This is a genomic window from Fibrella forsythiae, from assembly GCF_017353175.1.
GTDB classification, from domain to species: domain Bacteria; phylum Bacteroidota; class Bacteroidia; order Cytophagales; family Spirosomataceae; genus Fibrella; species Fibrella forsythiae.
On record NZ_JAFMYW010000002.1, the window covers coordinates 22,505 to 38,148 of the forward strand.

General features: G+C 54.9%; 7 protein-coding genes. All 7 read left to right on the top strand.

All coding sequences use genetic code 11. From position 1 onward, the window contains the following. Positions 1-19: 19 nt before the first annotated feature. The 7 genes from J2I46_RS06285 (at position 20) to J2I46_RS33320 (ending at position 15,631) form a co-directional block, all read left to right on the top strand. The gene (locus tag J2I46_RS06285) at positions 20-1,753 is read left to right on the top strand and encodes a hypothetical protein (RefSeq protein WP_207328149.1); all 1,734 of its coding nucleotides are present in this window, start codon (positions 20-22) and stop codon (positions 1,751-1,753) included. A gap of 11 nt (positions 1,754-1,764) precedes the next feature. Then, entirely contained in the window at positions 1,765-8,664 is a 6,900-nt protein-coding gene (locus J2I46_RS06290; protein WP_207328150.1) for a fibronectin type III domain-containing protein, read from the top strand. 8 nt (positions 8,665-8,672) lie between these two features. Continuing rightward, a complete protein-coding gene (locus J2I46_RS06295; RefSeq protein ID WP_207328151.1) occupies positions 8,673-10,817 on the top strand; it encodes a fibronectin type III domain-containing protein in 2,145 nt (714 codons plus the stop codon). Positions 10,818-10,986: 169 nt separating this feature from the next. After that, positions 10,987-11,307 (top strand): hypothetical protein, encoded by a 321-nt coding sequence (locus J2I46_RS06300; protein WP_207328152.1) that lies wholly within the window; start codon positions 10,987-10,989, stop codon positions 11,305-11,307. A gap of 69 nt (positions 11,308-11,376) precedes the next feature. Beyond that, positions 11,377-11,841 carry a hypothetical protein gene (locus J2I46_RS06305; protein WP_207328153.1) on the top strand — a complete coding sequence of 155 codons (465 nt, stop codon included), beginning with the start codon at positions 11,377-11,379 and terminating at the stop codon, positions 11,839-11,841. Positions 11,842-11,854: 13 nt separating this feature from the next. Further along, on the top strand, positions 11,855-13,525 hold the full coding sequence (locus J2I46_RS06310; RefSeq protein WP_207328154.1) for a sensor histidine kinase: 1,671 nt from the start codon (positions 11,855-11,857) through the stop codon (positions 13,523-13,525). Between the two features lie 366 nt (positions 13,526-13,891). Next, complete coding sequence (locus J2I46_RS33320; protein WP_310588995.1) at positions 13,892-15,631, top strand: phage tail-like protein; 1,740 nt, start codon at positions 13,892-13,894, stop codon at positions 15,629-15,631. The last annotated feature ends 13 nt before the right edge of the window (positions 15,632-15,644 follow it).

A 15,644-nucleotide genomic window follows, 5' to 3' on the forward strand; every position in this document is an offset into this window, starting at 1 on the left:
CATTTAATCGGTTCGTTTAATGCAACAACTACGTCATTTTCGCAATGGGCTGGGCCTGCTGCTCGGCCTGGTACTGAGTAACTGCCCGATGGGTCAGTCGGTGCTGGCGCAATCGGTAGACCTCGGTTCCATCGGTAAAGCCAAACCCCTGGTGGTATCCGGGGGGCTGGGGGCCAACACTATCTTCAACGCGGGCCTGCCCAACGCTGAGGGGCCTCTCAATTATTTTCTATCAGGAAACCTGAATCTGAATTTCTTCGGGACCATCAACGTGCCGCTCACGTTCAACTATTCGAACCGGCGGCTGGCGCTCTCGCAGGGATATTCGTTCAATCAGCTCAGTCTTCACCCGACCTACAAATGGGTGACGGCGCACATTGGTACCAATTACATGACGTTTTCGCCGTATACCCTCAACGGCCATCAGTTTGTAGGCGCGGGGGTAGAAGCAACGCCCGGTAAGTGGAACGTGCAGGCTATGGCCGGGCGGCTCTTGCAGGCCCAGTTTACTGACACTACCACCACCGGCCCCACCTTTCGCCGGATGGGCTACGGCCTGAAAGTAGGGTATAACCCCGGCAACTACCTGGTGGGCCTGACGTTGTTCAACGCCAAGGATGACCCTACCACGATTCCGGATACCCAACGCCGGTTCATGAACCAGGTAGTGACGCCCAAAGACAACATGGTGGTTAGCCTGAACTTCGGTACCACGCTTTTCCACGCCCTGCAAATCAACGCCGAATACGCCAACAGTGTGGTTACCAAAGACCAGTCGCCCAATTACGAACGGGTTCCGATGCGGTCGCTGGCGGGCGTGTTTGTGCGGGGTAACGCTACTTCCGAGTCATACAACGCACTTAAGGTGGGAGCCAATTACAACATCGCCAAAACGAAGACCATCGTGGGCGCGGGTTACGAGCGCATCGACCCCAACTACACCACGCTGGGCGGCTATTATTTTGTCAATGATCTGGCCAACTACACACTCAATGTCAGCCAGACATTGCGCGGCGGTAAATTGCAACTGAGCGGTAACGTGGGCTTGCAGGAAGACGACATCAAGAAGCAAAAAGCAAACAAACAGCGGCGGTTCGTAGGGTCGCTGGTAGCCAGTGCCCAGTTGCAGGAAGGCTTTACGATGGGCATCAATTACTCCAATTTTCAATCGTACCGCTTCCTGAACGACACCTACTCGCGGCTGGTGCGGGTGCCGGGACAGATCATCGACACGCTGGCTTACTCGCTGGTGTCGCAGACCATTGGTTATAATGCCAACAAAGTGCTGACGAAAACCGACACCCGCTCATCGCAGCTCAGCTTCGTGGCCACCTACGTAGGGTCGCAAAGTGCGCGGGCCAACATCACCGACGCAGACAGCAAAACCCGGATTCTGAACGCCAGCCTGACGTACTCAATGGGTTTTATGCCACAGAAAGCCTCGTTGAATGCCTCGCTGTCGTATTTCCGCAATGCGTTGCCTACCGGAACCATCCAGGGTATTGGCCCCACTTTTGGCCTGCAGAAAACTTTTCTGGAAACCCTCAACACGACGCTGAACCTGTCGGCGCTGAACGTGAATACCAGCCTGGTAACCCCTGAAGGATCAGGTAATTCACTGGCCATCAACGCCCAGCTGCTGGCTAATATGCGGGTGGGACAGCACCATGCCTTCAATTTCATCACAGCAGTGGTCAGCACCCAGCCTGCTACCTACGTCAGCGGTAACGTTGGCTATAACTTCTCGTTTTAATGACCCGCCCTATGCCAACTTTACATACTTTTTCTTGTCAACTACGTCAGTGGGTACTGACCGGGCTGGGTACGTTGCTGTTGCTGCTTGGGTACGTTCCCGCGCAGGCGCAGGAGTTTTACCCGGTGGTAGCCCGATTTACCCAATTGCCGCCCTATCCGGTTTATCTGGCCGATTTCAGCAACCCGTCGCAGACTAACCTGTCTATTCAGGTGCAGCAAAACGACCGGTCTATCGCCACACGGCCCTTCCGTATTCGCATCTACATCGAAGGGCAGGGGTTTCAGATTCAGAGTACCGATCTGGTGCAGGGTGAACCCCCGCTGACGCTTAGTTTCGGGCAGGTGTACAACCTCCCCGCCGAGCAGGTAGCCAATTATTTCAAGCAGTACAACCTGAAAGTCAGCGCCGCGCAGTATGCCCGACCCTTTAGCGAAGGGGCATTCCGGTTTGGCGTTGAAATTATTGATTTTGCCACCAATCGGCCTATTTCGGGTGTGCAGTGGGCCAATCCTGTCTGGATCACCATCAACGAGCCTCCCGTCTGGGTCATGCCGCAGAACGCCGTCACGATGGTGCCGACCCTGCCGCAGAACATCGTTTTCCAGTGGTCGCCGCGCCATACGAACGTGAGCGACGTGGAGTATGAATTCACCATCACCGATCTGATGATCAACGGCGGGTTTGCCGGGAACGTGCAGAACCTCTTTCTGGCCCAGCCGGCCTACTACAAAACCCGTACCCGCGCCACCACGCTGGTCTACGACCCCACCATGCCGCCCCTGGTTCCCGGACGTACCTATGCCTACCGGGTAGAGGCTATTGCCAAACGCGGCCGCGAAGACGTAGGCGTATTTCGGAACAACGGGTTCTCTGAAATTCAGCACTTCAGCTATGGTACTCCGCTGCTTCCCCCCTCCAATCTACGGCTAGCGTGGAATGATGGTAATCCCAATGAAGCCAATCTGAACTGGAAAGGAGAAGCAAATCACCAGTCGTTTGTGGTCGAGATTCGGGAAAAAGGTCAAAATGGGCCATGGCGTAGTACCACGATTAATCCGCAGGCAACGGGGCTCTACAACAGCTTTGCCTTCAACGGCCTCGACCCGACCAAAGCCTATGAAGCACGGGTATCGGCAGCGGGGGGCGACGGGCAGCGGACTACATCGGTGGTGGTACCGCTTGCCGTATCGGCGGTGGCGACCAAACAAACTGATTTTTCGGTGAAAGGGACGCTGACCTGGGCGTATGCCGCTAGCGAAGAAGCGTTCACTCAGCCCGGAAACCTGATTAGCGCCGGCAATCTCCCGGCCTCCAGGCGACTCACCCGGCAACCCTTAACGGACCCACGCGCCGGTAGTCGGCAGTTTACCTTAAAAGATGCCGTCATCAGCCTTTACAACACGGGCGACGCCGTGGTTGACGCGGCTACCTTCGGGCAAAAACGAGGTCAGTACCAACTGATTGAAACGGTGTCGACCAACGCGCAGGGCGAGTACGAGTTTAAGGGCGCCAACATTAAACTGCTGCGCAACGCCCGGAATCTGTACCTCCACGCCCGGTTCAAAAATAACGCCTTCGGTGAAGCTTTCGCGCCGTTGCGCCTGCCTGCCAGTCTGGTAGGGACGATAAAGGCTACAGATATGGTGCTGATTGCCAACACGTTCCGGTACGCGCCTACGCTGATTGTGCAGCCAAATATACCCCTCCCATTTGTTGAGGAGGTGGCCCTGTACCGGCTCAGGTCGGTCGTGGAAGCCAACCCCTACCTACGCGAAGAAGGCAACGCAGCCAACCGCCGCGAGGTGCGTTACAACAACGACACATACCTGGAAGTAGCCACCTTTGGCCCCAACAAGGTGCAGCCGCGCCTCTTTACCAACCACCTATACAACGATCAATTGGTGATGGGGGTGAAAGAGCGGGGGGGGGATACACAGTTTTTTCCCATCACGGGGGTAGAAGCCGTGGAAGCCGGACAGACCATGACGGTAGCCGACCAGTTTAGGTACGCTGCCGCCCAACGACGTATCCGGGGTGTGGTGGCTCGGGGTACAGCGCAGAATCCTGTTGCTAATGTGACGGTGGAGGTGCTTAACCAACCCTATAAAACAGACAAAAACGGGGTGTATGAGGCCATTATCCCAGCCTCGGTCCCTGTGCGGGAGTCGTTTTATGTGGCCGCCATTGACCCACTCGACCATACAGTAAGCGTGCGGGAACGTCCTACCTACGAAGGGTACAGTCTGGAGCAAAACTTCCTGCTGACGCTACGTGAGGTGAAGGTGACAGGCAGCGTGATAAACAACACGCAAAAGCCAATCGAGGCAGCAGTCGTGACGCTGGGGAGCCTCAGTACCAAAACCAGCGCCGATGGTTCGTTTACATTTAGCCTCAGCGAAGGTGCCCTGAAAAACCTTAAAAAAGACAAAGGCACCGTCTCGATCCGCGCCGATGACTATGTCACGGTGAAGATGCCAATTGACTCATTTGCTTTGAAAACCAAAGACCCGGAGCGCTATGAACGGCTGAATATCAAGCTCGACGGGGCGATAAAACAATTTCGGGTACTTGTTTTCAAAGGACAGGACAAGCGCAACGCACTGGGTATGCGCAACCTGAGCGACTCGTTATCGGGAATTACGTACTTCGACGTACCCATTACTGTCAACGGCCAGGAGGTACAATCGAATAAAGAACCTGGCTACCGGGGTAAAACAAACAAAACCGAGCTGACCATCGCCTTTGCCAACCCACCAGGCGCGAAGGAATTATACACGGAAAAAACCGTGACGGTGAAACTGCCGGAGAAGCCTCATAACCGCGATACCGTCTACACGTTCCGGGTACGGCTCAAACCCGCGCAGTACATTGCCGGGGTAGTGCTCGACAGCACGCTGTTTGTAGAGGGCCTGCATACGGAGGCCGACAGTCTGCTCAAACCTGCCGAAGCCACCCTCAGCAGGCTGAGGCCCATCGGCGGCGTAAAAGTAGAGAACGAAGGCGTGGGCGAAGCCGAAACTAACGCCAACGGCTTCTTCCGTATCCTGGTAGAATCGGAAACAGAAAATACGCTTAAGTTCTCACGCCCGGTGCAGACCAGCTACCGGACTATCCAGAAAAACGGCAAACCGGCGAAGGACACGCTGGTGCTGGCTTACAACGACGCCCAGGTGAGTGTGAGTACCAAAGACATCGAAGCATTCAACTCTCCCGACTCCACAGCTCTCCGAAAAGCCACCGCAGGCACCCCCGACCGGCTGGCGTTTAAGCGAGGCTTTATGTTGCGGCGCGAGCGGGCCGTTCCCAACTTCACTAAGCTGCTGGGCTTCAACGTCAAAATTGAGAAAGCCATCCGTAACAGCGGAGCCGGGGGCAACACGTATAAAATCTCCGGCCAATTGCTGATGCACGACTGGCTCAAAAGCAACAAAGAGGGTAGCAAACTGTTCGAGGTTACCAAGGATAAAGAGCTGACCCTGAACTTTAAAGATATTGTGGTCAATTCTGACCTGAAAGACAAAACCAACGCGGTACCGGTGCTGAGTCAGGTCAACCTGGTCGATACGGAGTTCGATGCATTGCTCTTTGGCTTTGCGCCGGTAAAGGTGGAAGGAAACCCGGCCGGCGAACCGTTTATTCGGTTGCAACACATTGTGGGCAAACCCGGCCAGGGTAAAATTGGCGGATCTACTTTCCAGCTTACACAAAACCAGCTTTTTGGTTTCGACTTCGGTAAGATGGAACTGACCCGGAAAGCAGCCGAGAAAAAAGCAGCCTTTGGCAAGTTCAACACCACCGACGCGGTAGATGTTGAGGAAGCCAAGAAAAACAAAGGCAAGAAAGACGGTAAAGCCACGAAAAAGAACGACGATAAAGCTAAAGCCCCCGACAAGGAACCCTATCTGCTGGCCTTCGCCACCCAGAACCTGGAGGATATGAAGGTGGATGATGAGTATGAGATCGAGTTTATAAACGGCGATTCGAAACGACAAAGCCGTAATGCCGCTGCCAGTGCAACGGCCGCCAACACAAAGGCCACCACTGCTGAAACGGCTGCCTCGACTGCCAAAACGGCGTCTAATGCTGCCGTTGCCGACATGGCCAACACCAAATCGTCGCTTACGCGGACGGTGAAGCAAGCGGGCCTGATGAGTGCGCTGAATACCGCGGCCAGAGCCGAGTCTACAGCTTCCACAGCCCGCGCCCAGGCCGACGCGGCGGCCAAAGATGCCTCGAAGGTCGAGCTTGATTCTAACTACGTGAAGTTTCCGTTGGGCAATGCGCCGGTGGCGGGTAAATCGTCGGTAGGTACGCTATCGGGGCTGTACATCAATATTGAACGAACGAGCGCAGTCCTCAAAAAATCAGGAATGAGCATGAAGGGCGCGCTTACGCTGCCCCAGATTCCGTTCATGAATGCCGACAATTTCAAGCTGGAAATAGACAAGATCGACGTGGGCAAAGATTTTCTGCTGAAACAGGCCACCTTCGTCCGTAATGAAAAGAAAAACATCCACGAACTGGCCGTTGGTGGTAATGCCTCGTACGCGTTCCTGATGGAATGGAAATCAGTACAGATTCTCAACAACTTCAAGGGCTACGGCATTGGGGGGCGCATCTCTACCGATAAAGACAATTACGTTGATGTAAACTCGTTGGCGCTGACAGTGGTTGATGGCCGGTTCTACCCGTCGATGGAGCTGTCTCTGCCCGAGAAAGGGTTTCGGGTCAAAAACATCAAGTTTGTGGCCTCCGGCAAAAAGGCGCTCGCGCTGAAACCGAACCTCAAAGACAAAAGCTACGAACTGGAAGCCTCACTCAAAGTCGAGTACGATGACTCCGCCTTTCAGACAGCCCGCACTGACAGCACCAATCAGTACGGCCGCCTGCTAAGCGAAGCCGAAAGAAAAGTTGCTCGGGAAGAAAAAGCCATTGCTGACAAAAAAGCGGAAGAGGTAGCAAAAGCTGCTGCTGACAAAGTTGCCCAAACGGCACAGTCAAAAAGTGCCACCACCGCAGCCTCAAATACAGCCGATGCCGAATCGGGTGGGCTGATGAAAAAGGTCTTCCCCTTTGATCTGCAAAAGTTTGTCTGGTCTACCACCGGCAAATGGCTGGTGTCGGCCAAGCCCAAACCTATCGAACTTGGTGAGGGCTTCGTTAAGATCAACGTTCGTCGGCTGGTGTTTACCCGCGCCGGTAAAAACCCCAACGGAAGTCCCGATGCTGTCAAAAAATCGGAACTCAACGACCTGCTCGCTATGAGCGAAGGGGAGGTGAGCAAAGCCAACGAAACCAGCAAGTTCAATAATGCCAACACCCAGATCAAGAAAGATTCGGTAGGCAATGATGTGCTCGATAAAGATGGCAAGCGCGTTCGCACCGGGGTATTCGGCAAGAACGAGCAGGAAGCCCGCGGCAACACCTCGGCCGACAAGCTGACGGTGAAAGAACTGGCTGACAAAATCCTTAAGGAAGATGCCAATGCGTCTATCGCCTTTGGCTTTGCTGGTGGTATTGAATTGGCCAGCAGTGATGCCAAAGGGTTGACGTTCGACTCTGATGTGTCGTTACTGATCGGTGATTTCGGGAAAGGCTGGGAACTCAGCATGAACGAAATCATGCTCAGGCTCGAAGCCCCGGCGTTTAAGCTGTATGGTAAGGTAAAGGTGGCGACCGATCCCAAAAAGTATGGCTTTGAAGGGGCCGTAGATATGGAGACCGTCTCTAAACGCTTTGCCGCTAACTTCAAGTACTACAGCCTGCCCAATAATCAGCTGGAACTAGGAGCGGGGCTTCAGGTGTCGACCACTGTGCCAATGGGGCCCATCACCTGGATTTCGATGGGAGGGGGCTTCGACCTCAATACTCAGGATAATAAATACAAGGTGTTCTTCGTCGGTTCGGCCACGCCCACGCTGACCGTAGCCGAACCTAAACTCTGTACCTATAAAGATATCAGGGTGCTTGTGGAGTTCAACGGTAATACCTGTGGTGCGTTGCCGGTAATCAAAGGCTCTGCTGAGCAATGGATCAACGGCGATAAGCAATGCGCGGTGCAGGTGGAACTGGACTTTTGCCGGACCCGGCTGATAGCCAAGCTGAACTGCGAGATCGAGGTGTCGAAAGATGCGAAGGCCGAGGTTAACGCGTTGGTCATTGCCGATAAGTCGCTCGGGATTTTTGTGGGGGCCAACGTACGGGTTGACGCCCTGGGCGGCATTGCCAATGGGTTGTTTGGCTTGCCCATTTTATTCAAGACCACGGCCAGCGTAGCCGATGGTATGCCTATCGAACTTGCTGGGTACGTTAGTAAAATACCTGCCTATCTGATCGGGTACGACAATACGACGGCCACGGGGTTATTTCTGAAGATGGACCTGGCGCGTGAGTTCAAATGGTCGGACCGGGTATCAGTTTTGGGACTGAACCTTGTGGAGGCCAATGTTGAAGCGGTATTGCGGAGCGGAGTCGATATGGGCGTCAACTTTCGGTCTGGCAATTTCCAAATCCTGGGCCGGGCTATGTTCGAGGCAGAAGGCCGGGTATCGGTGATGTCGTTTGCCCTCAACGGCAAGCTGGGGCTGGGTCTGATGCTCGACGGGGGTTACCGAAACGACATCGGCTGGAACCTTGCGGCTCAGGCACGGGGCGAATTACAGATTTGGCGTGACAACAGCGCGCATATACAATGTAATGACTACAAGGTAGAACGCGAATGGTATGAAGATGAAGAATGCGTCAGGCGAAGTTGGGGCTTCTGTAAAGAAACCAGACGGGTCTGGAAGCAATACGGCTGGTGGCGGCTCGATAAATTAACCACGCGGGTGAAAGTGTGCGTAAGCGGTTCATTTGGTGGGGCTTATCGGGCCAGAGGCGAAAACAATGGCTGGAGACTGCTCAAATAAGTAAAATCATGACAAACAGGATAATCAAGTGCTTTGTATTGCTGCTGCTGACAACGGGTTTGCGGGCGCAATCGAAACCGGAGCCAGTTTACCATCTGATGACCTACCCCGGACCCGGTGGCGTTCATGTGCAGATCACGTCGGCCGATACCAATGACCTGTATGCCCAGGCCAATGCATTCCAGGTTCGGCGGACCGAAAAAGGCGCTGATAATGACAAGGGACGGCTCATCGGCACGTTGCGGCCCGTACGGTCGGCGGTGCAGTTCGAAGCTGCACTTGGCCCGGACAAGTACCGTCAGTTTTTGCGCACGTTTGGTTTTGTGGCTCGCGCCCAGGTCGATACGTTTCTGACCGACCGTGCACACGCTTCGGTTCGGCAGTTGCTATCGGCCACCGATATCGACTTCTCCCGTGCACTAGGCGAAACCCTGCTCGACACCGATGTGAAACTGGGTGGTTTCTACGGCTACCAGATCATCCGGGTCAACAAAGCCGGTGCCGAATCTGAGGTAGATCGTCGGGGCGTGCTGTACCGGCCCAATCCCGAGATTGGCAAGGTGAAACCCGCACTGACTCGCGTTTCTGCCACCGACAGTGCCGTACGGTTCACGTGGAATGTGGTGTATCCGCAGCAGTTTATACCCGTCGATCAATCATCGATCAATGTTAGTTCGTTTGCCGAAGCAAGGGACTTAGCTCCTCAACGCCTCGATGTGTTCACGGCCTTTCCCTCAGGCGCGCTCAACACCCGTTTCGCCGTGTATTACCGTCTCAACGACGATGCCCGCTGGCGCTTTCTGGAACGCTACACGGCGTCGGCCGACAGCAGCGGACAGTTTTACACGACCGCCAGGGTGGCCTGCAAGCCGGAAGATGTAGTTGAAACCCGGCTCATTGCCGAAGATTATGCCGGTAACCTAGGTGATACCATCACGGCGCGGGGTGTGGCCGTAACCAACAGTCAGGTCGAATACATTTACGGACTCAATAGCCGCGATACCACCAACGCGATTTATCTGTGGTGGAAAAAGCTGTCCAGAAAACCGTACTACTCAGGTATCGAACTATCGCGGTCTTCGGCCAATACTGCTCCGAAAGTGCTGGGTATTTTGCCCGTTGATGCAATTGACTTTACTGACCCTGACGTGTACCCCGCGGGAGAAATATTCACCTACGCCATACGGCCTCTGTTTGTGCCTTTTCAGGACCTGCGGCAGGAGATGCCCGCCACCACCGCCCAATCGTGTACCCAGTTCCGTCGGCCAACGCCCCCGTTCAACCTGCGCGTAGATACCACCGGGCGCTTACCCGTACTAAGCTGGGATGCTGCCGATGACAAATCGCGCTTTGCGTTTATTGTGTATCGCGGGCAGTCGCCGTCGGATATGAACCCTATTGGTCTGCCTGTAAAAAACAATCAGTATATCGACTCCGCTAATTACCTGTCGCCCCGCGTTATGTATTCCTACGCCGTGCAGACTATCAACCTCAAGCAAGACACCAGTGCGCTATCTGAGTATGTGAACTACCGCCCCACGGCGCGTTACGCGAAGGTCGATTTTTCGTCGCCCAAACTCATCAGCAGCGAGATTATCAACAGCGACGCATTTCTAAGCTGGACCGATCTGCGGTTGAACGACGACTATATCCGGGGGTACGAACTGCAGCGCAAACGCGAAAATGACCCTGATACGAGTTTTAAGTCACTTCACGCAGGCACGCTCAATCAACCCAACTTTACTGATACGACGTTTTCGCTTGGCGTAACCTACGTGTACAGGGTTACCTCGGTGGGACTAACGGGTGAACGGGGCACTTTTTCGATGCCAGCGAGCGTATATGGCCGACCAGTATCCGGTGCCTTGGCTTCGATCGATGATCTGACGGTAAAAAACATGTCTGGCAGCGTTCGGGTGTCGTGGCCTGCCGTTGAACCGACGGGTATTGCGAGCTATCGAGTGATGCGCCGGGAACCGGCAATGACTGCCTTCATCGCCGTCGGTACTGTTAGTAATGGCGTTTTTGAGTTTGACGATCGAAGCGCCAAGCCGGGTAAAACGTACGTGTATGCCGTACAGGCCCTTAGCACAAATCGGCAAGAATCGGCGATACGAACCACTCGGTCTATCTACCGCGAGGCTGTCAGGTAAGCGATATTTGGCCAATAGATAGCGGCCTGTCTGGTTGATCCTGAATACAAGTGGCATCTCGCCTTCATCAGCGACAACCACTATCCAACTCTGACGAGCGAGGTAGCTCTGTACGAGGCATTTTTTAGTTCACCCAATCGTTCAACAAACCGTTTAACACTTACCCGTCATGAGAAATCGTTCGTGGGGGCAAGGGGGCATCATCAACGCATGCTCCGGGAATACCCCTAATACCAGTAACCTACCCGGCGATCTACTTGCAGGAGATGACTCTACAGCTCACCTCAAAACGGTGTTGAATTATCTGGTCGAATTACGAACACGCTGGGAGCGAGGTGAGCCAGTCAGCCTGGCTATGCTCACGGGCGTTTACTCAGATCAGGTAGTCAAAAAGATGCTATTAACCTGCGACGATGCGGACGCGCACTTATTCAGTGCACCACTTCATTCGCTGATTGCCTACTGTGAACAACAGGTAGCGGAGAACTAACCCAACCGGTTGGGTTAATATACCTCATGCCCGATTGCCCAAGAGAATTGTTAGTTAACTTCTACCACCATGCCGAGATTCAGTCAAGTACTTGTTCTGCTAATTTACATTGCCGGAGCTTGCTCTTCCGACACAGATACAACCAAGGGTATGCCCAGCAAGGCCAGCCTGCTGACGAAGGTTGGTTCAGGCGCAGACCAGCGGGGGTGTAAAGGCTCAGCGGGCTATTTTTGGTCGGCAGTACAGAAAAAGTGTGTTCGCCTAGCTGAAACCGGGATCCGCATGGAATCGCAGGGGAGTGCCCCAAACACGGCTGCTTATGTGCTCTTTGCCACGTCTGGCAAAGATGGCAGGGCGGAGGTCTTTCTACCTGGCGACGGGGTTGGTCGGCTGCTGCCTGAGATGCATGGAGAAAACGTCGGTAGCTGGATACTGGACACGCTCACGCTTTATCACTGGAAAAGCATATACACGTTGGCCAATGCGAAGGGAAAGGTGCTCTTCGAAGGCCGATTAACGAAAGAGCTCCATTAGGCAACCCACACGCATGACTAATTACCGGTGGATTGCTGGTTTGTTTTTGTTAGGCAGCTTGCTGAGTTGCCAGTCTCAACCAAAGTCAGGTCAGACCAGGCAGACCCTCTACCGGGCTGATAGCCTGCTTCAGGTTCGGATTATTAGAGCCGGCGACTCGGTGTACGCGATAAAGCAGGGCTATGCCTCTTTTTCGGCTAGTATACCTTATGTGGATAGTGCCCAGCTGATTGCCAACCGCTGGGGCGATCGGCTGATGCAGGCCCGGGCTGTGTCGGCGCGGGCCAGGGTGTACGATGCCTGGAATAAAGATCCCCAACAGACCATTCACTATTTTCAGCAGTCAGTGGCTCTCTACAAGCCATTGACCGAAAAACGATATCAGTATTTCTATTACAAGCAACTGCTGGCCCATGCCTACGACAAGGTACGTGACAGTACCCGTGCAACGGCGGTGCTGACCGACATACTGAACGAACTGAAGCATGAAGACACGGCCCACCTTCATAGCTTCAATTTTATTCCCGAAATGGCCCTGATTGCCACGGAGGTGCGGGCTTACTCACTTGCCGAGCAGATTCTGAGCCAACTTACCCGACGTACCTGGATCCGGAACGACCCGGATACGTACAATTATACAGACCACTACTACCTCACCCGCAGCCGAATTGATGTGTTTGGTCAAAAGCGGCTCAACTCTCCCTACGTTGACTCGCTGGAGCAGGTGTTCAACCGAAGCAAGAACCTGATGGATAGCTTGTACTATGGGGCTAATCTGGCTAGCCTGACAGGGGCACAAGGCCGCTATGAAGATGCCTACCGGTACAGCCAGATCGAGCGGCAACTCGACAAGCGGTTAAACCAGAACGAAAGTGTCAGCCAGATGCAGCGCGCCCTGGTGAATAGCGAAGTAGCTAGAGAAAAAAACAAGCTTGTTTACGAGGCGGTACTCAAACGGAATCGGGAGCGGTTGCTCTGGATCCTGGCTGGGCTTCTGACGGTCATTTCAGGGCTGAGTGGGTACCTCTACCATCGCAATCAGGCGTACCGGGTGCAGTCTATTGCGTTAGGGGCAGCAAATCGGCAACTCGACGACCGTATTGAGCAGGTTCATCTGCTGAATAAAGAGATTCAGCACCGGGTCAAGAACAACCTACACATGATCTACAGTCTGCTTCAGATGCAGGAGCGGAAAAGTAGGCAACCCGAAGTGGTGGCCCAGCTTCGGCAGGCGCGGCTCCGGGTAGAAGCCATTGCAGCCCTGAACAGCCAGCTTTCGCAGGAAGACGCTCCTCTGGACCTGAATCGGTACATTGCTACGATGGTTGAGACGGTAGTGCACTGCTACGAGAAGCCGGTGGTGACGCAACTCGACGTTGACCTGGTTGCTCTGGATAGGATTCAATACCTGCCACTGGCCCTGATCCTGACCGAGTGGATCACCAATTCCATGAAGTACGCGTTACCGGTAGATAACGTGCTGCATATCCGAATATCGTTGTATCGGCAGGTGAGTGGGACATGTATCGAATACACCGACACGGGTGGTAAAACAGCGAATGTGCCTCAGCCTAATCTGGGTATGGACATTGTCAGGCTGTTGTGCCGTCAGCTAAACGGCACCCTGACGTACCCAACACAAAGCCCCTACCATTACCGGTTGCTGCTACCGGGTATAGCCTGAATTATTGTAGTACGATCTACTACCGGCCAGCCTTGATTGCATCTACGTGACCGAACGTGTGAGCATGGGTATTCTGTCGCTAACGCCCTGGGTACCTAGCCTATAGCTGACACCTGGTCCGCTGCGTCGGGGCCTGGTTTCAGCTATAGGCTATGGACTAGAGCAGGTTTGGCATGCCGTTTCCGGTTGCTGTTTTCCCTGATTTATCTGGCAAAGGCTCGTTACGCTGAGTCAAAAGGTGCGTTCGCACTCAAAAAGCCCCCGATTCGCACTCAAAATCCCCCGTGGTAATTGGCAATGCTGGCTGATGGACTCACTTTTGATATATCAATGGTTCAACATATTGTCATTTTATCAACCTATTGTATGCGTATTAAATCTCTACTCACGTCTCTGTATACCAGTGCTGCCCTGCTACTGGCGCTCACCACCGCTCAGGCCCAGACCGGTTCGGTAGGTATCAACACCGATGGGTCAACGGCTGACGGCTCGGCCCTGCTCGACGTTAAAAGCACGACTCAGGGGGTACTCGTACCCCGCATGACGGCCCAACAACGGGGCCTCATTGGTAGCCCCGCCACGGGCTTGCTCGTGTATCAGACTGACGGCACGGCCGGTTTCTATTTCTACAACGGTACTGCCTGGACCTCACTGAGTGCGGCGGGAACAACTGGCCCACAGGGGCCGAAAGGCGATAAAGGCGACGTGGGCGCTACCGGCCCGGCCGGCGCATCAGGACCAAAAGGCGATGCCGGGATTGCCGGAGCAACCGGACCCATTGGCCCCCAAGGTCTTGCTGGCCCCACTGGAGCGTCGGGACCCAAAGGTGACAAAGGTGATGTCGGAGCGACCGGTCCCATAGGCCCGCAGGGTCCTGCGGGGACTGCGGCTGCAAAAGGAGACAAAGGCGATAAGGGGGACACCGGTGCGACCGGACCTGCTGGCGCGACCGGCCCGATAGGTTTAACCGGGCCGGCTGGGCCCACCGGGACAGCCGGACCAAAAGGCGATGCTGGCGCAACGGGACCAACCGGCGCGCAGGGAATTAAAGGCGATAAGGGTGATACTGGCTTAACCGGAGCGACTGGCCCGGCAGGTGCAAAAGGTGAGAAAGGGGACGTGGGTTTAACTGGCGCAAGCGGACCCACTGGCCCGGCCGGAGCAGCTGGTGCGACAGGAGCTATTGGACCCAAAGGGGATAAAGGCGATACGGGTTTAACCGGAGCCAGTGGCCCGGCCGGTGCTACTGGCCCCATCGGTTTGACTGGCCCAGCTGGTCCTACTGGTGCAACGGGGGCTGCTGGCCCCGCAGGAGCGACGGGCCCCATTGGCCCAACTGGAGCACAGGGTACAAAGGGCGATAAAGGGGATACCGGCTTAACAGGAGCAACAGGCCCTGCCGGAGCAACAGGACCCATTGGACTAACCGGGCCAGCTGGCCCAACGGGAGCTACAGGTCCAGCTGGAGCTACTGGCCCGGCAGGGGCGCAAGGCTTACAAGGCCAACAGGGACCCACCGGTGCAACCGGCCCGCAAGGCCCCGCCGGACAGGGCGTACCTACGGGCGGCACCGTCGGGCAAGTCCTGACCAAAGTGGACGGCACCAACTACAACACGCAGTGGACAACGCCCAGCAGTGGCGGTGGCGCATCGTTGGTCCTTCATGTGCAAAAGAACGCGGCGACAACTCAGCCCCTATCGGATAGCATTACCGCCCCTAGTACCGTTCCCTTCGAGAACACAGTGGTTTCGCCTCCATCCAACACCGGCAGTTGGAACAGTTCAACGGCTACCTACACGGTGGGGGCCAACGGAGCCGGTTTGTACTTAGTAGATGTGCAATTGACCAGTAATATTGTTGGCACCTATCCTATGATTGAAGTAAACGGGGGAGGAGCGACCAGTGCCAATAATTTGTATGGGATAGGAGTAGTCAATAGCCCAGTATTACAATCCCCACGTAAAGGAAGGGGTACGTTGCAGCGCACGATTGTGCTCAGTGCAGGCAATACGCTTACCGTGCGGGCGGCAGCTACGTCCACTGTTGTAGGAGCGGACCTAAACGGCGATGCCTCGTGCTATTTCCGGTTAGTGAAGCTGAATTAACTGACTCGTCGCA